Below are 17089 nucleotides of genomic sequence, written 5' to 3'. Positions count from 1 at the left end.
TTGCCAAGGTAATCCTATGCCCCGCAGCCTGTTCCTGATCGCCGCCCTCCTGTCCAGCACCGCCTGTTCCTCCGCCGACGAGATCGAGAACGAGGTCGGGGTCGAACGGAGCCAGGCAAGCGCGCCGGATGGGGCCGAGGCCGAGGCGGCCGAGGCGGTCGCCTTCGTCGACAACACTGGGGAGGGGGTCGCCGAGCGCATGTTCGCCTATTCCTGGCCCGCGGAAGTCAGCGCGATCGAACCGCTGGCCGCCGAGCTTGCCGCCGAACGCGACAAGGCGCTCGCCGAGCAGAAGGCGGAATACGAGGCGGCGCAGGCCGATTCGCCCGAGGATTGCGATCCCTGCCGCACCCGCAGCGCCGAAACCGAATGGCAGGTGGTCGCCGACCTGCCGCGCTTCCTCAGCCTCAGCGCCGGTTTCTCGGTCTACACCGGAGGCGCGCACGGCAATTACGGGACCCGGAGCCTGGTCTGGGATCGCGAGGCGGGACAGCGGCTGGCGGCGACCGATCTGTTCCGCAGTCCGGGCGGTCTCTACGGTGCGATCTCGCGGCGCTATTGCGCGGCGCTCAACGCCGAGCGCGAGGAACGGCGGGGCGAGCCCGTCGACCCCGACGACGAATATTTCGGCGACTGCCCGGGGATCGACGAGCTCACGGTGCTTCCGGGCTCGTCGAACGGCCGCACATTCGACCGGATCGGCGTGATCGCGGATCCCTATGTCGCCGGCTCCTACGCCGAAGGGTCCTACGAGGTCACCCTGCCAGTCGACACCGCGGTGATCGACGCGGTCAAGCCGGAATATGTCGATGCCTTCTCGCTCGGCGCTCGCAAATAGCGCACACAATCGCTACATTCCCGCGATGACCGAATATCAGCTGATCGAAGCCGACGAGACCGTCTACCGCGACGGGTCCATCAAGCTCCACGGGCCCGAAGGGTTCGAGGGGATGCGCCGCGCAGGGCAACTCGCCGCCAGCATCCTCGACGACATCGCCACCATGGTCGCGCCCGGCGTCACCACCGCGGCGATCGACGACCGGGTGCGCGAGCTGACGCTGGCGGCGGGCGCGGTGCCCGCGACGATGGGCTATCGCGGCTACGCGCACAGCTGCTGCATCTCGGTCAACCATGTGATCTGCCACGGGATTCCGAGCGAGAAGGCGCTGAAGGAAGGCGACATCGTCAATGTCGACGTCACCCCGCTGCTCGACGGCTGGCATGGCGACACCAGCCGGATGTTCTTCGTCGGCGACGTGCCGCTGAAGGCCAGGCGGCTGGTCGATGTCACCTACGAATGCCTGATGCTCGGCATCGAGGCGGCGCAGCCCGGCGCGCGGCTCGGCGATATCGGCGCGGCGATCGAGGCGCATGCGCGGCAGTTCCGCTATGGAGTGGTCCGCGAATTCTGCGGCCACGGCCTCGGCCGCCTGTTCCACGACGCGCCCGAAGTGATCCACGCCGCCCGCGCCGGGACGGGGCCGGAGCTGAAGCCTGGTATGTTCTTTACCATCGAACCGATGATCAACCTCGGCAAACCCCACGCCAAGGTGCTGAGCGACGGCTGGACCGCCGTGACCCGCGACAAGAGCCTCTCCGCCCAGTTCGAGCATTCGATCGGCATCACCGAAACGGGCAACGAGATCTTCACGGCGAGCCCCAAGGGATTGCACCAGCCGCCTTATTATTGATGGGCTAAAGAGCTCAATGACTGTCGACTTCCTCATTGACGGCATGCTGTCAGGCACGGGTATCCGAGATGCGGTCAATGGCGGCTATGTCGATCCGACTAGCATTGGAATCTCAGGTGCGGCCTTGGAGCATCTGAACCAATGGCAGAAATTCTATGAGCAAGCTCACTTTGCCGGGTTTCCTGTCGACAAGGTAACGGAGCTCGACGAGCAAGGGTTGTTACTTACGAAAGAGATTTCAAAAGCCAACCCAGACAAGACCTTTGCCTACTTCTCAGACGGGCTGATGAAACGGCTTCCGCCCGACGCTGGCTAACTCTCCCGCGCCGCCCTTATCGCCGCGCCCGCCGCGAACGGCGCAACCGCACATAACCCCAAGCTGATCGCCGCCGTCAGCGCCAGTCCCGCCGTATCGGGCCGCGAGAGCGCGCCGGCGCCGAAGATCAGGATCGGTACGGCGAGCGGGATCACCATCAGTCCGGCGAGCGCGGCGCCGCCCCGCAGGCTCGCAGTCAGCGCGGCGATGGCGAGGCCGATGGCGGCGAGGCCGGGGGTGCCCGCGAGGAGGCCGAGCAGCAGGCGGCGCAGCGTCTCGCCGCCCAAGTTGAGCAAAGCGGCGGCGGGCAGGGCGGCGAGCAGCAGCAGCGGGGCGAAGGCGAGCCAATGGGCGATCATGCGGCTGGCCATCGCCAGTTCCTCGGACACGCCGCGCAGATGCAGCTGGTCGAACACGCCGTTCTCGAGATCGCCCGTCACCAATCTCTCTAGGGGAAGGATCGCCGCGAGCAGCGCCGCCACCCAGATCACTCCGCCGCCGGTGCGCGCCAGCAGGTCCGGCTGCGGCCCCACCGCGAAGGGGAACAGCATCGCCACGGCGAGGAAGAACAGCAGCGGCAGCAAGGTCCCGCCGCGCCGTCCGCCGGGGAGCAGCGTCGCGAGATCGCGGCGGAGGAGTGTCGCGATCACGCGGCGAACTCCGCCAGCGGCAGGGTCCGCCCGCCGGGGAGCGCGATCGGCTGGTGCGAGGCGACGAGACAGACGCCTCCGTCCTCGCAGTGCCGGGCGATCAGCGTCTCCGCCACCGACTTCGCTTCGCTGTCGAGCCCGTTGAGCGGCTCGTCCAGCAGCCACACCGGAGCCTCGCTCGCCAGCAGCCGCGCCAGCGCCGCGCGTTTGCGCTGGCCGGTCGAGAGGTAGCGCACCGGAACGTCGAGCAGGTCGGTGAGGGCGAGTTGTTCGCGGTGTGCCGCCGCGTCACCATGCCCATCGAGCCGGCGCCAGAAATCGAGCGCGGGGCCCAGTGGCACGCTCTCGTCGAGCGCCAGCCGCTCGTCGACCAGGCCTACTCTCCCCTCGCGCGACACGGACCCGGCGAAGGGCCGCAGGAGGCCGGCGAGGATGCGGATCAGGCTCGACTTGCCCACGCCGTTCGCGCCCGTCACATGCAGCGCCTCGCCCGGGCCGAACGCGAGCGACAGTCCGCGGAACAGCAGCCGGTCGCCGCGACGGCAGGCGAGGTCGGTCGCGGCGAGGCGGGCTTGCATGGCAAGAGCGCTTAGGCAAAAGGCCCGCATCGAACAAGCTGCCCCACGAGCTACGAGGAACGAGCGATGCCGGTCGAGGAACTGAACGCGGACGAACGCGCGAGCTGGATGCGTGCGCTCAAGAAATGGTCGCTGACGCGTGAGGACAAGGCGATCGAGCGGACCTTCGAGTTCGCCGATTTTTCCGAGGCCTGGGCGTTCATGAACCGCGTCGCGCTGATGGCCGAAAAGCGCGACCACCATCCCGAATGGTTCAACGTCTACAACAAGGTCGAGGTGACGCTGACCACCCATGATGCGGGCGGCCTCAGCTTGCGCGACGTCAACATGGCCAAGGCGATCGACAAGCTGGTCTGAGCGCGCGCCCCGGCCGTCATTCCCCCATCGGGCGGGTGAAGGCCTTGGCCCGCTTGCGCACCCGGCCCGGCAGCCATTTCGCCCCGAAGGCGACCTGCCGCGCGGTCTTCCCCACCAGCCAGTGGAGCCTGTCGCCATGGACCGCGTCCCAGACGGCCTGGGCGACGTCGTCGGCGCTGGTCAGTTCCAGCCCCGCCGCGGCGACCCGCTGGCGGATCGATTCATTGCTGCCCTTGTTGGGCGAATGGTCGAGCAGCGGCGTCTCGATGAAACTGGGACAGATGCTGGCGACCTTGATGCTGTGTTCCGCCCACTCGGCGTCGAGGCTTTCGGTCATCCCGCGCACGCCGAACTTGGTCGCCGAATAGACAGACGCGCCGCCGGTGCCGTAGATCCCCGCCGCGCTCGCAGTGTTGACCAGCGCGCTGCCCGGCGCGGATTTCTTGAGATAGGGCAGCACCGCCTGCGCACCCCAGAGCACGCCCTTGAGATTGATGTCGAGGCAGCGCTCGATCTCCTCGGCGCCGTTGTCCTCGAGCGCGCCGCCGAGCGGAATGCCGGCATTGTTCGCCAGCACGTCGATCCGGCCGCCGGTGGCGATGGAGAAGCCCTCGAGCGCCTCGTCCCACGCCGCACGGTCGCGGACGTCGAACTTGTGGTGGAACACGAAGCCGTGGCCGATCATGTCCTCGGTCGCCAGCATGCCGTGCTCGTCGACATCGCCGAGACCGACGAACCAGCCCTCGCGCCCGAAGCGCAGCGCGATCGCCCGTCCGATCCCCGACGCGCCGCCGGTGATGAAGATTGCCTTGCGTTCCCCCAATGTCCCTCTCCGTTTCGAATTGCTACCCGTTCAGAGTGCAGGGTTCGCGTAGACGTGCCAAGTGAAAATCGCCATCGCCCCGCGATGGGGCCGCCAACCTTCGGCCAGCGCGCGGGTCTGTTTTTCGTCGGGCCGCGCATCGAGCTCCAGCAGCCGCGCCACCCCTTCCTGCACGGCGAGGTCGCCGGCGGGCCAGATGTCGGGCCGCCCTTCGGCAAAGAGCAGATATATCTCGGCGGACCAGCGGCCGATCCCCTTGATTTTGGTGAGTTCGGCGATGGCGTCCTCGTCGTCTTCCGGCAGCGCATCGAAATCGACCTCGCCCTTCGCCACCAGCTCGCACAGCGACCGGGCGTAGCCCTGCTTCTGACGCGAGAGCCCGCAGGCGCGCAGCTGGTCGAAATCCCGCGCCAGCAATTCCTGCGGCGCGAAATCCTTGCCGAGCTCCGCCTCCAGCTTGCCCCACACGGAAGAGGCGGACGCGACGGAGACCTGCTGGCCGACGATGGTGCGCAGCATGGTCATGTGGCCGGTCTCGCGCATGCGCGGCTCGGGATAGCCGGTGCGGGCCAGCGCGGCGGCGATCCTGGGTTCCCCGGCGGCGGCGGCGTCGATCCCGGTGCGGATCTGTTCTGCGGTCAGTCCCACAACCCTGCCTTCTTGCAATGAAAGGGCTTGCGCCCTAGCAGCGCGGCGACTGCAAAACCATTGGAAGCCTCGTTTCTGCCATGCCCAAACTGACCGTCACCACCCGCGAAGGCGAAACCTCCGAGATCGAGGTCGAGGATGGCCTGACGGTCATGGAAGCGATCCGCGACAACGGTTTCGACGAGCTGCTGGCGCTGTGCGGCGGGTGCTGTTCCTGCGCCACCTGCCACGTCCATGTCGATCCGGCCTTCGCGGACCGCTTGCCGGCAATGAGCGAGGACGAGGACGACCTGCTGGAATCGACCGATCACCGCAACGCCACCTCGCGCCTCGGTTGCCAGATCCCCTTCACCGCCGATCTCGACGGGCTGAAGGTCACCATCGCTCCGGAAGACTGAGGGCGCCGAGGTGTCGGCAGCCGGCCCGGTCGAGGACACGCTCGCGCTGATCGGCAACACGCCGCTGGTCCGTCTCGCCGGGCCCAGCGCCGCCGCGGGCTGCGACATCTTCGGCAAGTGCGAATTCGCCAATCCCGGCGGTTCGGTGAAGGACCGCGCGGCGCTGTACATCGTCCGCGATGCGGAGGCGCGGGGCCTGCTGAAGCCGGGCGGCACGGTGGTGGAAGGCACTGCGGGCAATACCGGCATCGGCATCGCCCTGGTCGCCAATGCGCTGGGCTATCGCACGATTATCGTCATGCCCGACAACCAGTCGCGCGAGAAGATGCAGACGCTGCGCGCGCTCGGGGCCGAATTGGTCACCGTGCCGCCGACGAAGTTCGCCGATCCGGCCCATTTCGTCCACACCAGCCGCCGCCTGGCGGAAGAGACCGAGGGCGCGGTCTGGGCCAACCAGTTCGACAACACCGCCAACCGCAAGGCGCATATCGAGGGGACCGCGGCCGAGCTCTGGGCGCAGCTCGACGGCCGGATCGACGGGTTCACCTGCGCCGCGGGCACCGGCGGGACCATCGCCGGCGTGGGCATGGGGCTGAAGGCTTTCGATCGGGACTGCGTGATCGCGCTTACCGACCCGCATGGCGCGGCGCTCTACAATTACTATGCCTGCGGCGAGCTGGCCTCCGAAGGTTCCTCGGTCGCCGAGGGGATCGGCCAGGGGCGGATCACCGGCAATCTCCAAGGCGCGCCGATCGACACGCAGTTTCGCATTGCGGACGAGGAGGGGCTGCACTGGGTCGGGAAACTGCTCCAGGAGGAAGGACTGTGCCTCGGGCTTTCCAGCGGCATAAACGTCGCCGGGGCGGTGGCGCTGGGCCGCAAACTCGTCGCCGATGGGCGCCGGGCCCCGCGCGTCGCGACTGTGCTGTGCGACAGCGGTTTTCGTTATCTTTCCACGCTTTACGATCCGGAATGGCTGCGCGCCAAGGGCCTGCCGGTGTTCGATTGGCTCGATCGGGATTGACCCGCTGAATCTCTCGGCTAGGCTTAAGGCGATGAATGCGAGGTCCGAACCGCAGCGTCCGTCCCCCGGTGCACGCGCCGGGAAGGAAGGCGAAGGCGAATTCGCCCCACCGCTGGGCGGCACGCGCGCGCAGGCGATGCAACGCCTCCAAGTGGGCGCGGCGGGCGTGCTCGCGATGTTCGTACTGATCGGGTTGGTCAGCGTGATCGAGAACCGGGCCCAGCAGACCGAAGCGGGTGCCGTGCCGGAAGCGGCTTCGACCGCCGAGCCCGGTACTGCCGCGCCCCGGTCCGATCCGCTGGTCGAGGCCGGCGTGGTCCCGGACCTGCCGGAAACGCCCACGCCGACCGCTTCGGCACCTCCTCCCATCCTGCGCGAACAGGGCCCGGGTCCCGACGGCGAACGATCGCAGCCGATTGAACGCTAGGTCGTTCCTGCCGTTGGCGGCAGTGCTGGCGCTGGCCGCATGCGATGCCGCTGTCGCTCCGGGTGCGGACGCGCTCCCAGAAGATCGCACATCGACTGTCGGGCTCATGTCGACGCTGCCCATCTACTGGCCGGAAAGCGAGGCTTTCGGCGACTTTCTTCGCGAGCAAAGCGAGCCGGGCTGGGTGCGCCGGACGATCGAGGCGGACCATCGCTTGCAGCCGATCGACACGCTAGCCGCGGAGACGCTTTCGGGGGTCGATCTACTCCTGCTGGCGCAGCCGCGCGCGCTGTCGCCCGCCGAAAACGTGGCTCTGGACGATTGGGTGCGTGGCGGAGGGCGGGTGCTGTTGTTCGCAGACCCGATGCTCACCCGGCATTCGCATTTCCCGATCGGCGACCGGCGGAGGCCACAGGACGTCGTCCTGCTCTCGCCGATCCTCGGGCGATGGGGTCTCGAGCTGACTTTCGATGCGGGCCAGCCGGAGGGTGAGCGTGACATTGCCACCCCGGACGGTGCCTTGCCGGTGAATCTCACCGGTCGCTTCCAGCCGCGCGAGGGCGGGGAAGCCGCATGCGCGACCGAGGCCGATGGCGTGATCGCCAGCTGCCGGATCGGGCGGGGCAGGGCCGTGCTGGTGGCAGATGCAGCCCTGCTCGACGGCGAGGATGGGGCGGTCGACGAGCAGCGCCGGGAACGATTGACCGCCCTGCTCGCACTGGCTTCTCGTTGATCCTGGGGATTTCCCGGGACGACCGTTCCCCGATATCGCAGTGACCGCACCTGCCACCGAAAGTCAGTGACATAATAGGAACAATACCACCGGCGCCCAAGCCGATGATATCGAGATTTACTCCATGAAATCAGAAGTATAATCCTATTTCCCCAAATATCCCGCAAATTTCCCTTCCATCCCGAGCCGTCTCGCGGTAATTCCAACGGACATCGGACACACCGGCTCTTGCCGAGTCCCGCTCGTCGCGGGGCACGCTGCTCGCGCTTGCGCGATTGTGGCGGCGGGAAAGGCGTGTCCGCGGGGATGAGCGCAGACATGGGGCAAGGGGCGCAAGAGAGGTGCAGGTTTTCGGAGGATACAGTGGACAGGCCTGGTCGCCCGCGGGCGACAAGGGCCGCTACGTGCTCCCTCCGCTGTTCCGCAAGGCGGTCAGGGAATCCTCCGACGGCCGCGTTCTCTGCCTCGCCAAGCACGACCGCTGGAACTGCCTCACCGGTTTCGGCCTTTCCCGCAAGTCGGAACTCGAAGCGCAGCTCGACCGCGAAGAGGACCGCGCGCTCGCACGCGGCCTGGATTTCGACCGTGAAGTGCGCTCGAGCCAGCTGAACGGTTTCGTCGAGCTGCCCTTCGACGACAGCGGTCGCTTCGTCATGCCCGAATATCTGCGCGATCTCGGCCAGATCGAGGACGGTCTGTATTTTCAGGGCGGCGGGCGCTTCTTCACGCTCTGGAACCCTGCCGAGCTGATGCGGATGGGCGACGAGTGGGCCGCCGCAAAGGCCGCCTGCGCGGCATTGGTTGCCGAGGCCGAAGCCAAGGGGAAGCGCAAGTGACGGCGCCGCACATCCCCGTCCTCCTCGACGAGGTGATTTCCGCGCTCGACCCGCAACCGGGCGATCTGGTGATCGATGCGACCTTCGGCGCCGGCGGCTACACCCGCGCGCTGCTCGATCGCGGCGCGACGGTCCATGCCTTCGACCGCGATCCCGATGCCATCGCGGCGGGCCGCGAGTGGCGCGAAGCCGGGGAAAACCCGCCGCGGCTTATTCTCCATCCGAACCGCTTCTCCGAAATGGTGGACGCGCTCGGATCAGCCGGAGTCGCGCGGGTGGACGGCGTGGTGATGGATATCGGTGTGTCCTCGATGCAGCTCGATCAGGCGGAGCGCGGCTTCGCCTTCTCGCTCGACGGTCCGCTCGACATGCGGATGAGCCAGGACGGGGAAAGCGCGGCCGATTTCCTCAACACCGCCGATCAAGAGGCGATCGCCGACGTGCTCTACACCTATGGCGAGGAGCGCCAGTCGCGGCGTGTCGCACGCGCCATCGTCGCCGCGCGCCCGCTGGCGACGACAGGCGATCTCGCCCGCGTGGTCCGCCAGGCTCTGGGCCATCGGCCGCACGACAAGAAGGATCCGGCCACCCGCAGCTTCCAGGCGATCCGCATCCATGTGAACGCCGAACTGGAGGAACTCGAACGGGGCCTGGAGGGCGCGGAGACGTTGCTCGCGGAAGGCGGCAGGCTCGCCGTGGTCAGCTTCCACAGCCTCGAAGACCGTATCGTCAAGCGCTTCCTGCGCGCTGCCTCCGAGAGCCGGGGCGGATCGCGCCACCTTCCGCTCGCCGAAGGTACCGAGCCGCGTTTCGCGCAGGTCAGCAAGGCGATCCGGCCGGGCCAGGACGAGATCGCGCGCAACCCGCGCGCCCGTTCTTCGGTGCTGCGGCATGCGGTGCGCACCGCCGCACCGGCGAGGGTGGCGGCCTGATGGCGTCCAAGGCTCCACCCGTCGGCAGCCGCCTGCGGCACATCGGCTGGGCCGCGGCGCTGGGCTGCGCGCTGGCCGGGTTCCTCGGGCTCACGTTCCACGTCAACGCCATCAAGAGCGAGGTGCGACTGGTCGAGCGCAAGATCATCGCCCTCCAGCGCGAGAAGCTGATGCTCGAGACCGAATTCCAGACGCGCGCCAGCCAGCACCAGCTCTCCAAGTGGAACCGGCTCGAATTCGGTTACGGCGCGCCGCGGGCGGACCAGTATCTCGAAAGCGAGCGCCAGCTCGCCTCGCTCGGCAGCCCGCGCGGGTTGAACGCCCCCGAACCGATCCGCGTCGCGCGCGCCGAGCCGGTCGAGGAGGAGAGCATGTTCGGTGAATGGGTCTCCCCGCTGACCGGCAGCAGCCTTGCCGACGAAACCCGCGACGCGGCGGACAAGGCCGGTCCTGAGACTGGACGCGAGCCCGGGCGCGGAGGCGTAAGTCTCGCTCAGCGTCTTGCCGCCGGCACGGGACCTGCCGCCGGCGCAGAGTTCCGCCAATGAACGCGCTGAGCGGCTTCGGCAGCTTCGTTCCCGCCGGTCCCGCCACCTTCGTGCCTCGCCACGACAGCGCGCGCGTGCAGATGACGACCGCGCGCCAGACGGCGATCACCACGGCCAAGCTGCGGGTGCTGTGGCTGGTCCTGGGCTTCGCCTTCGTGGCGCTGGTCGCGACGGTGCGGGTCGGTTTCCTCGGCATGAGCGACCGTGCCGTGGCGGCGACCTCGCTCGCCGATGCGCTGCTGCCGCCGCGCGGCGAGATCGTCGATCGCAACGGCGTGCCGCTGGCGCGCGCCTTCCCCGCCTATGCCCTGTGGTTCAATCCCGAGGCGCTGGGCGAAAGCGGGTCACCGCTGGTGAAATCGCCCGAACAGGTCGCTTCCGAGCTCAAGGCGATCTTTCCCGACCTCGACGAGGCGCGGGTCGCGAGCCGGCTGGCAGCGGGAAAGCAGGGCTATCTGCGCCGCCGGGTGCTGCCCGAGGAGGCGAACCGGGTGCAGGACATCGGCGAACTGGCGCTGGAGATGCCGCAGGAGACCGACCGCCACTATCCGCAGGGGCAGATGGGCGCGCATGTGCTCGGCTATGTCGGCGCCGACGGCAAGGGCCGGGTCGGCATGGAAGAGGTGCTCGACGACCGGCTTTCCGATCCCTCGCGGCGCGGCACCCCCGCCATGCTCAGCATCGATGTGCGCGTGCAGGGCGCGCTCGAGGACGAGCTGCGGCGGGGGATGAGGCTGGTCGATGCCATGGGCGGTGCGGGCATCGTCCTCGACGTCGACAGCGGCGAGGTGCTGGCGCTGGCGAGCCTGCCCGAGTTCGATCCCAACAAGATCGACGAGCGCGGCGCGAACCTGATGTTCAACCGCGTGACCAACCAGGTCTACGAGCTGGGTTCGACCTTCAAGCCGCTCACCGTCGCCGCCGGGATCGATGCCGGCACCATCCGCGACATGGGCCGGCGCTACCCGGCAACCCCGTTCCCGATCGGCGGCTACACGATCAAGGATATGCACAATTACGGGGCCTCACTGAACACCCCGGAAATGCTGATCCATTCCTCCAACGTCGTCACCGCGCGGATGGTCGAGGAAATGGGCGCCAACCGGTTGAAGCGGGTCATGGCCGATCTCGGCATGAACGAGCGGCCGCATATCGAACTGCCGGCCAAGGGCTTTCCGCTGTGGGCCAAGGGCGACTGGCCGCTGCTGCGCGGCATGACGGTGGGCTACGGCCACGGCATTTCGGTGACCCCGCTGCACCTGGCCAGCGCCTATGCAACCATGGTCAACGGCGGAATCTGGCGCCCGGCGACCCTCCACAAGCTCGAGCCGGGCGAGGCGCCCAGGGGCCGCCGCGTGTTCAAGGCCTCGACCAGCGCGCGCATGCGCCAGCTGCTGCGGATGATCGCGCTCTACGGCACCGGGCGCAACGCCGATGCCGTCGGCTACCGGGTCGGCGGCAAGACCGGAAGCGCCGAGAAGCCCGGTGTCGGCGGGTACCGCAAGACCACGCTGGTCTCCACCTTCGCCGCGGCGTTTCCGATGGACAATCCGCGCTACGTCATCATCGCCATGCTCGACGAGCCGAAGGGCACCGTGGCCTCCAGTTTCCAGCGCACGGCCGGCTGGACCGCGGCGCCGATCGTCGGCCGGCTGGTCCCGCGCATCGGCCCGATGCTGGGCGTCCGTCCCGACGAGCACCGCGACGTCGACATTTCCGATCTCAAGCCGCTGGTGCCCGAGGCCAACCGGTGAAGCTGTCGAAGATCCTCGAAGGCGCCGGGCTCGATCCCGCCGGGTCTGGCGATGCCGGCGACGCGAACGTCACCGGCTTCGCGATCGACCACCGCAAAGTCGCGCCCGGCACGGTGTTCGGCGCGTTTCGCGGGGCGCAGGTCAATGGCGAGGATTACGTCCCGGCCGCGATCGCGGCGGGGGCGGTGGCCGTGGTCGCCCGCCCGGAAGTCTCGGTCGGCGGCGCGGTGCACATCGCCAACGACAATCCGCGCCGCGCCTTCGCGCGGGCCGCGGCGCAGTTCTTCACACCCATGCCCGCGCATGTCGTCGCGGTCACCGGGACCAACGGCAAGACCTCGACGGTCGAGATGACGCGCCAGATCTGGCGCATGGCGGGCGAACGCGCGGCGAGTATCGGCACGCTCGGCGTCACCACGCCCGACGAGAGCGTCTCGACCGGGCTGACCACGCCCGACGTCGTCACTTTCCTTTCCAACATGAGCGGGCTCGCGCGCGAAGGCGTGAGCCACGTGGCGTTCGAGGCTTCGAGCCACGGCCTGTCGCAATACCGCAACGAGGGTGTCCGGCCCGAAGCGGTCGCCTTCACCAATTTCAGCCGCGACCATCTCGATTACCATGCCGACATGGAGGAATATTTCCTCGCCAAGATGCGTCTGTTCGACGAGGTCGCGGCGGACGGCGCGACGGCGGTGATCTGGATGGGCGCGGAGGCGAGCGACTGGACGGCGCGCGCTCTCGATCATGCGGGGCGGCGCGGGCTCGTACCCTTCACCGTGGGCGAACGCGGCGAACATATCCGGCTGACGGCGCGCGAGGCGACCCCGCTGGGCCAGGAACTCACCATCGAGCATACCGGCCAGAAGCGCACGATCCGCCTGCCGCTGATCGGCGCCTATCAGGTTTCCAACGCGCTGACCGCAGCCGGGCTGGCGCTCGCGACCGGGATCGAGGCGAGCCGCGTTTGGGATGCGGTGGCGCGGCTCCAGCCGGTGCGCGGGCGTCTCGAACGCGCGGTGATCGCGCCTTCGGGCGCGCCGGTCTATGTCGACTACGCACACACCGCCGATGCTCTGGAAGCGGCCATCCTCGCCCTGCGCCCCCACGTCGAGGGCAAGCTGATCACCGTGTTCGGCGCGGGCGGCGACCGCGACCACGGCAAGCGCGCCCCGATGGGCGAAGCAGCGGCAAAGCATTCGGACCGCGTCATCGTGACCGACGACAATCCGCGAGGCGAGGACCCGGCCGCGATCCGCCGTGCCGTTATGGCGGGGGCGGGCGAGGGCGCGCGCGAGATCGGCGATCGCCGCGCCGCGATCGGCGTCGCCATCTCCGAGGCGGGGCCGGGCGATATCGTGCTGGTCGCAGGCAAGGGACACGAAAAGGGTCAGATCGTGGGGTCGGGAGAAGATATGCGGGTATTGCCGTTCGACGATGTCGAGGTGGCGCGCGAATGCGCCGCGCGGACGAAGGGAGGAACCGCGGAATGAGCGCGGCGATCCTCCAGCATCCCGCGGTCAAGCCCTGGCCGATCCTCCCGCGCGACCGGTTGCCGCTGGCGCTGTGGAGCGCCGCCGCGATCGCCGAGGCGACCGGCGGCACGGCCAGCGGCGATTTCGAGGTCTCGGGCGTCGACACCGACAGCCGCGACATCCGCAACGGCGACCTGTTCGTGGCGCTGAAGGGGGAGGCGATGGACGGCCACCGCTTCATCGACACCGCCTTCGCGAACGGCGCCACCGCCGCGCTGGTCGACCGCCCGGTGGAACATCCGCACGTGCTGGTCGAGGACACGACCGCCGCGCTCCACGCGCTCGCCGCCGCCGCGCGCCAGCGGGCCGATGCCCGGATCGTCGGCGTCACCGGGTCGGTCGGCAAGACCGGGGTCAAGGAAGCGATCTTCGCCGCGCTCGAGCGCGCCAGCCGCGGGCAGGCGCACCGATCAATCCGCAGCTACAACAACCATGTCGGCGTGCCGCTCAGCCTCGCTCGCATGCCCGCGCGCAGCCGCTACGGCGTGTTCGAGATGGGCATGAACCACGCGGGCGAGATCGCCGCGCTGACCGATCATGTCCGCCCCCATGTCGCGGTGGTCACCACCATCGCCCCGGCGCATATCGAGAATTTGGGCAGCGAGGAGGCGATCGCCGACGCCAAGGCGGAAATCTTCGGCCGGCTGGTCGCCGGCGGAACCGCGGTGATCCCTGCCGACAGCCCACATTTCGCCCGGCTGCGCGATCATGCCGAAAGGGCGGGCGCCGAGGTCGTCAGCTTCGGCACCGTGCGCGGGTCCACCGTTCGCCTGCTCGACGCGATCCCCAGCGCCAATGGCGGCAGCCTGGTCACCTGCGAATATCCCGAAGGGCGAATGTGCTTCACCGTCGCCGAGCCGGGCGAGCACTGGATCATGAATTCGCTCGCCGTCATTGCCGCCGTCCGGGCCTGCGGGGCGGACCTCGCCGCCGCAGGGCTCGCGCTCGCCGAGATGGGCGGGCTCAAGGGCCGCGGCGCGCGTCATCACGTCGCCGCCGCGGGCGGCAAGGCGCTGGTCATCGACGAGAGCTACAACGCCAACCCCGCCAGCATGCGCGCCACGCTCGCGCAGCTCGGCCATACGCCCGCCGGGCGCCGGATCGCGGTGCTCGGCAGCATGAAGGAACTGGGCGAGTTCGGCCGCGCCTTCCACATCGCGCTCGCCGAGCCGATTGCCGCCGCCAAGGTCGATCACGCGATCCTCGTGGGCGAGGAAATGCGCGTCCTCGGTCTCGAATTGGGGAAAGCGCAGGGTCAGTCGCTTGGCTTCGACGGCAGTTTCACCCATTGCGAAGATGCTGCCAAGGCTATCGAGGCGCTGGAGGAATTCGGCATCGTTTCCGGCGACGCCATTCTCGTCAAGGGTTCGAATTCGGTGGGTCTGGGCAGGCTGGTGGAACACCTCACGCGCCGGGAAGGCTGACGACAGGCACCGATGCTCTATCTCCTCGCCCAATGGTTCGAATTCGAAGGCATCTTCAATCTCGTCCGCTACCAGACCGCGCGTACCGGCGCGGCCTTGCTGACGGCATTGCTGATCGGCCTCGTCATCGGCCCCAAATTCATCGCCGTGCTCCGGGTCCGCCAGGGCAAGGGCCAGCCGATCCGCGCCGACGGGCCGCAATCGCACCAGGCCAAGGTCGGCACACCGACCATGGGCGGACTGATGATCCTGGTGGCGACCTTCCTCGCGCTCATCCTGTGGATGGACCTGTCCAACCCCTTCGTCTGGGCCTGCCTCGCGGTCACCGGCGGGTTCGGCTTCATCGGTTTCCTCGACGATTACGACAAGGTGACCAAGGCGAGCCACAAGGGCGTATCGGGACGGACGCGGCTGGCGCTGGAATTCCTGGTCGCCGGAATCGCCAGCTGGATCATCGTCAGCCAGATCAACACCTTCCTCTACGTGCCCTTCTTCAACAATCTCGGCTTCGAGCTGGGCTGGGCCTATTACGTCTTCGCCGCCTTCGTGATTGTCGGCGCGGGCAATGCGGTGAACCTGACCGATGGGCTCGATGGCCTCGCTATCATGCCGGTGATCATCGCCGCGGGGACCTTCGCGATCATCGCCTATCTGGTCGGGCGCGTGGACTATTCCGAATATCTCGGCATCCCGCACGTGCCGGGGGCGGGGGAACTGGCGATCTTCTGCGCGACCATCATGGGGGCGGGGCTCGCCTTCCTGTGGTTCAACGCGCCGCCGGCCGCCGTGTTCATGGGCGACACCGGGTCGCTGGCGCTGGGCGGCGCATTGGGCGCGATCGCGGTGGCGACGCATCACGAGGTGGTGCTGGCGGTGGTCGGCGGACTGTTCGTGTTCGAGGCGCTGTCGGTGATCATCCAGGTCTTCTGGTTCAAGCGCACCGGCAAGCGCGTCTTCCGCATGGCGCCGATCCACCACCATTTCGAACAGCTCGGCTGGTCCGAGAGCAAGGTCGTGATCCGGTTCTGGATCGTGGCGATCGTCCTCGCGCTGATCGGCCTCTCGACGTTGAAGCTGCGGTGATCGTCTCGCCCGCCTGGAAGGGCAAGCGCTTCGCCGTGCTCGGCCTGGCGCGCTCGGGCCGGGCCACGGTCGAGGCGCTGCTGGCGGCCGGGGCCGAGGTGCTGGCCTGGGACGCAAAGCCCGAGGCGCGCGAACCTTTCGCGGGCCGCGTGGCGCTGGCCGATCCGCTGGAGGCCGACCTCACCGGCTACGACGGCGTTGTGGTCAGCCCCGGCGTGCCGCTCAACACCCACCCCATCAAGCCGCATGCGATGAGCTTCGGAGTGCCGGTAATCGGCGACATCGAACTCTTCGCGCAGGCCCGCGCGCACCTCCCGCCGCACAAGGTCGTCGGCATCACCGGCACCAACGGCAAGAGCACCACCACCGCGCTGGTCCACCACATCCTCAAGACCGCGGGCGTGCCGACCACGATGGGCGGAAATATCGGCCTGCCGATTTTGGAGCAGAAGCCGTTGCCCAAAGGCGGGGTCTTTGTGCTGGAGCTGTCGAGCTACCAGATCGACCTGACGTTCTCGCTCGATTGCGATGTGGCGGTGTTGTTGAACGTGACGCCAGACCATCTGGATCGGTATGATGGGGATTTTGAAGCTTACGCGGCGAGCAAGGCGCGGCTGTTCGAGATGCAGACAAGAGAAGGCTGTGCTGTTTGCCGCGCTCAAGATTGGTGGCACGACCAGAAGATCGGCGCGAAAGCTGGTGGGAAATATCTCGAAGTGTTCGACGATGTTTTCCACCAATGGCAGGGATTGCCAGATGCTATCGGAATTCTCGAGCAATCTCGCTGGAAAGCACTGCAAGGCCCGCACAATTTGCAAAACGCCGAAGCGGCCATCGCAGTGGGTTTCGTGCTTGAACTTTCAGCGCAGCAGATTCGCGATGGTCTAGAGACTTATCCTGGCCTCCCGCACCGCATGGAGCGCGTCGCGGAAATCTTCGGCGTCGCTTACGTCAACGACAGCAAGGGCACCAACACCGCCGCCTCCGCCCCTGCGCTGGCGGCCTTCGAGAACATCCACTGGATCGTCGGCGGGCTGGCCAAGGAGCCCGGGCCCCAGGGTCTTTTGGGCGAATGCGAGGCAGAGCTCGGCCATGTGAAGGCCGCCTACACCATCGGCAAGGCCGGGCCCGTCTTCGCCGAGCTGCTGGAGGGCCGCGTGCCGGTCAAGCGCAGCGAAACGCTCGATCAAGCGGTGATCGACGCGGCGAACGAAGCGGTGTCCGGCGACACCGTCCTGCTCAGCCCGGCCTGCGCCAGTTTCGACCAGTTCCGCGATTTCGAGGAGCGCGGCGAGGCCTTCCGCGCCGCCGTGAAGAGGCTCGCCGCATGAGCAC

20 protein-coding genes are annotated in these 17089 nt (G+C 68.1%); 16 read left to right on the top strand and 4 right to left on the bottom strand.

All coding sequences use genetic code 11. The features are described from left to right. The first annotated feature begins 16 nt into the window (after nucleotides 1-16). The 3 genes from ACGHN1_RS08160 to ACGHN1_RS08150 are packed head-to-tail and all read left to right on the top strand — an operon-like array spanning nucleotide 17 to nucleotide 2007. Complete coding sequence (locus ACGHN1_RS08160) at nucleotides 17-838, top strand: DUF4163 domain-containing protein (RefSeq protein WP_390550165.1); 822 nt, start codon at nucleotides 17-19, stop codon at nucleotides 836-838. 25 nt (nucleotides 839-863) lie between these two features. Further along, on the top strand, nucleotides 864-1691 hold the full coding sequence (gene map, locus ACGHN1_RS08155; protein ID WP_390550163.1) for a type I methionyl aminopeptidase: 828 nt from the start codon (nucleotides 864-866) through the stop codon (nucleotides 1689-1691). Between the two features lie 16 nt (nucleotides 1692-1707). Beyond that, on the top strand, nucleotides 1708-2007 hold the full coding sequence (locus tag ACGHN1_RS08150) for a hypothetical protein (RefSeq protein WP_390550161.1): 300 nt from the start codon (nucleotides 1708-1710) through the stop codon (nucleotides 2005-2007). On the opposite strand, the gene ACGHN1_RS08145 is transcribed toward ACGHN1_RS08150, so the two are convergent. Together ACGHN1_RS08145 and ccmA are read right to left on the bottom strand one after the other, a co-directional pair. Continuing rightward, a complete protein-coding gene (locus ACGHN1_RS08145) occupies nucleotides 2004-2657 on the bottom strand; it encodes a heme exporter protein CcmB (RefSeq protein WP_390550159.1) in 654 nt (217 codons plus the stop codon). The two genes, ACGHN1_RS08150 and ACGHN1_RS08145, sit on opposite strands and share 4 nt — an antisense overlap. After that, nucleotides 2654-3235: a heme ABC exporter ATP-binding protein CcmA gene (ccmA, locus tag ACGHN1_RS08140; RefSeq protein WP_390550157.1), complete on the bottom strand. Its 582-nt coding sequence runs from the start codon at nucleotides 3233-3235 to the stop codon at nucleotides 2654-2656. Before ccmA ends, ACGHN1_RS08145 begins: the two co-directional genes overlap by 4 nt. A gap of 66 nt (nucleotides 3236-3301) precedes the next feature. Between ccmA and ACGHN1_RS08135 the strand changes: the two genes are divergently transcribed. Next, nucleotides 3302-3592: a 4a-hydroxytetrahydrobiopterin dehydratase gene (locus tag ACGHN1_RS08135; RefSeq protein ID WP_390550155.1), complete on the top strand. Its 291-nt coding sequence runs from the start codon at nucleotides 3302-3304 to the stop codon at nucleotides 3590-3592. 16 nt (nucleotides 3593-3608) lie between these two features. Here ACGHN1_RS08135 and ACGHN1_RS08130 read toward each other — a convergent pair whose 3' ends face one another. Then, the gene (locus ACGHN1_RS08130) at nucleotides 3609-4415 is read right to left on the bottom strand and encodes an SDR family oxidoreductase (protein ID WP_390550153.1); all 807 of its coding nucleotides are present in this window, start codon (nucleotides 4413-4415) and stop codon (nucleotides 3609-3611) included. Between the two features lie 30 nt (nucleotides 4416-4445). Beyond that, nucleotides 4446-5063 carry a DNA-3-methyladenine glycosylase family protein gene (locus ACGHN1_RS08125; protein WP_390550151.1) on the bottom strand — a complete coding sequence of 206 codons (618 nt, stop codon included), beginning with the start codon at nucleotides 5061-5063 and terminating at the stop codon, nucleotides 4446-4448. A gap of 80 nt (nucleotides 5064-5143) precedes the next feature. Here ACGHN1_RS08125 and ACGHN1_RS08120 point away from each other — a divergent pair, with 80 nt between their 5' ends. From ACGHN1_RS08120 to murD, 12 genes are all read left to right on the top strand, one after another. Beyond that, the gene (locus tag ACGHN1_RS08120; protein WP_390550149.1) at nucleotides 5144-5461 is read left to right on the top strand and encodes a 2Fe-2S iron-sulfur cluster-binding protein; all 318 of its coding nucleotides are present in this window, start codon (nucleotides 5144-5146) and stop codon (nucleotides 5459-5461) included. Between the two features lie 10 nt (nucleotides 5462-5471). Beyond that, entirely contained in the window at nucleotides 5472-6485 is a 1014-nt protein-coding gene (locus ACGHN1_RS08115; RefSeq protein WP_390550147.1) for a cysteine synthase A, read from the top strand. A gap of 31 nt (nucleotides 6486-6516) precedes the next feature. Next, entirely contained in the window at nucleotides 6517-6912 is a 396-nt protein-coding gene (locus ACGHN1_RS08110; RefSeq protein WP_390550145.1) for a hypothetical protein, read from the top strand. Nucleotides 6913-7018: 106 nt separating this feature from the next. Next, a complete protein-coding gene (locus ACGHN1_RS08105; RefSeq protein ID WP_390550143.1) occupies nucleotides 7019-7645 on the top strand; it encodes a DUF4350 domain-containing protein in 627 nt (208 codons plus the stop codon). A 341-nt stretch (nucleotides 7646-7986) separates the two neighbouring features. Continuing rightward, a complete protein-coding gene (locus ACGHN1_RS08100; protein ID WP_390550141.1) occupies nucleotides 7987-8481 on the top strand; it encodes a division/cell wall cluster transcriptional repressor MraZ in 495 nt (164 codons plus the stop codon). Further along, complete coding sequence (gene rsmH, locus ACGHN1_RS08095) at nucleotides 8478-9413, top strand: 16S rRNA (cytosine(1402)-N(4))-methyltransferase RsmH (RefSeq protein WP_390550139.1); 936 nt, start codon at nucleotides 8478-8480, stop codon at nucleotides 9411-9413. Before ACGHN1_RS08100 ends, rsmH begins: the two co-directional genes overlap by 4 nt. Continuing rightward, entirely contained in the window at nucleotides 9413-9961 is a 549-nt protein-coding gene (locus ACGHN1_RS08090; protein WP_390550137.1) for a hypothetical protein, read from the top strand. Before rsmH ends, ACGHN1_RS08090 begins: the two co-directional genes overlap by 1 nt. Nucleotides 9962-10041: 80 nt before the next feature. Then, the gene (locus ACGHN1_RS08085; protein ID WP_390550906.1) at nucleotides 10042-11715 is read left to right on the top strand and encodes a peptidoglycan D,D-transpeptidase FtsI family protein; all 1674 of its coding nucleotides are present in this window, start codon (nucleotides 10042-10044) and stop codon (nucleotides 11713-11715) included. Further along, on the top strand, nucleotides 11712-13205 hold the full coding sequence (locus ACGHN1_RS08080) for a UDP-N-acetylmuramoyl-L-alanyl-D-glutamate--2,6-diaminopimelate ligase (RefSeq protein ID WP_390550135.1): 1494 nt from the start codon (nucleotides 11712-11714) through the stop codon (nucleotides 13203-13205). The genes ACGHN1_RS08085 and ACGHN1_RS08080 overlap by 4 nt, the downstream gene beginning before the upstream one ends. After that, nucleotides 13202-14671 (top strand): UDP-N-acetylmuramoyl-tripeptide--D-alanyl-D-alanine ligase, encoded by a 1470-nt coding sequence (gene murF / locus ACGHN1_RS08075; RefSeq protein WP_390550133.1) that lies wholly within the window; start codon nucleotides 13202-13204, stop codon nucleotides 14669-14671. The genes ACGHN1_RS08080 and murF overlap by 4 nt, the downstream gene beginning before the upstream one ends. A gap of 12 nt (nucleotides 14672-14683) precedes the next feature. Then, complete coding sequence (gene mraY, locus ACGHN1_RS08070; RefSeq protein ID WP_390550131.1) at nucleotides 14684-15754, top strand: phospho-N-acetylmuramoyl-pentapeptide-transferase; 1071 nt, start codon at nucleotides 14684-14686, stop codon at nucleotides 15752-15754. Continuing rightward, nucleotides 15751-17085 (top strand): UDP-N-acetylmuramoyl-L-alanine--D-glutamate ligase, encoded by a 1335-nt coding sequence (gene murD, locus ACGHN1_RS08065; protein ID WP_390550129.1) that lies wholly within the window; start codon nucleotides 15751-15753, stop codon nucleotides 17083-17085. The genes mraY and murD overlap by 4 nt, the downstream gene beginning before the upstream one ends. Nucleotides 17086-17089: the final 4 nt, after the last annotated feature.

The sequence above is a fragment of the Qipengyuania sp. MTN3-11 genome, assembly GCF_042851825.1.
In the GTDB taxonomy this organism is placed as follows: Bacteria; Pseudomonadota; Alphaproteobacteria; order Sphingomonadales; family Sphingomonadaceae; genus Qipengyuania.
This window is presented reverse-complemented; position numbering and strand designations above follow the sequence as displayed.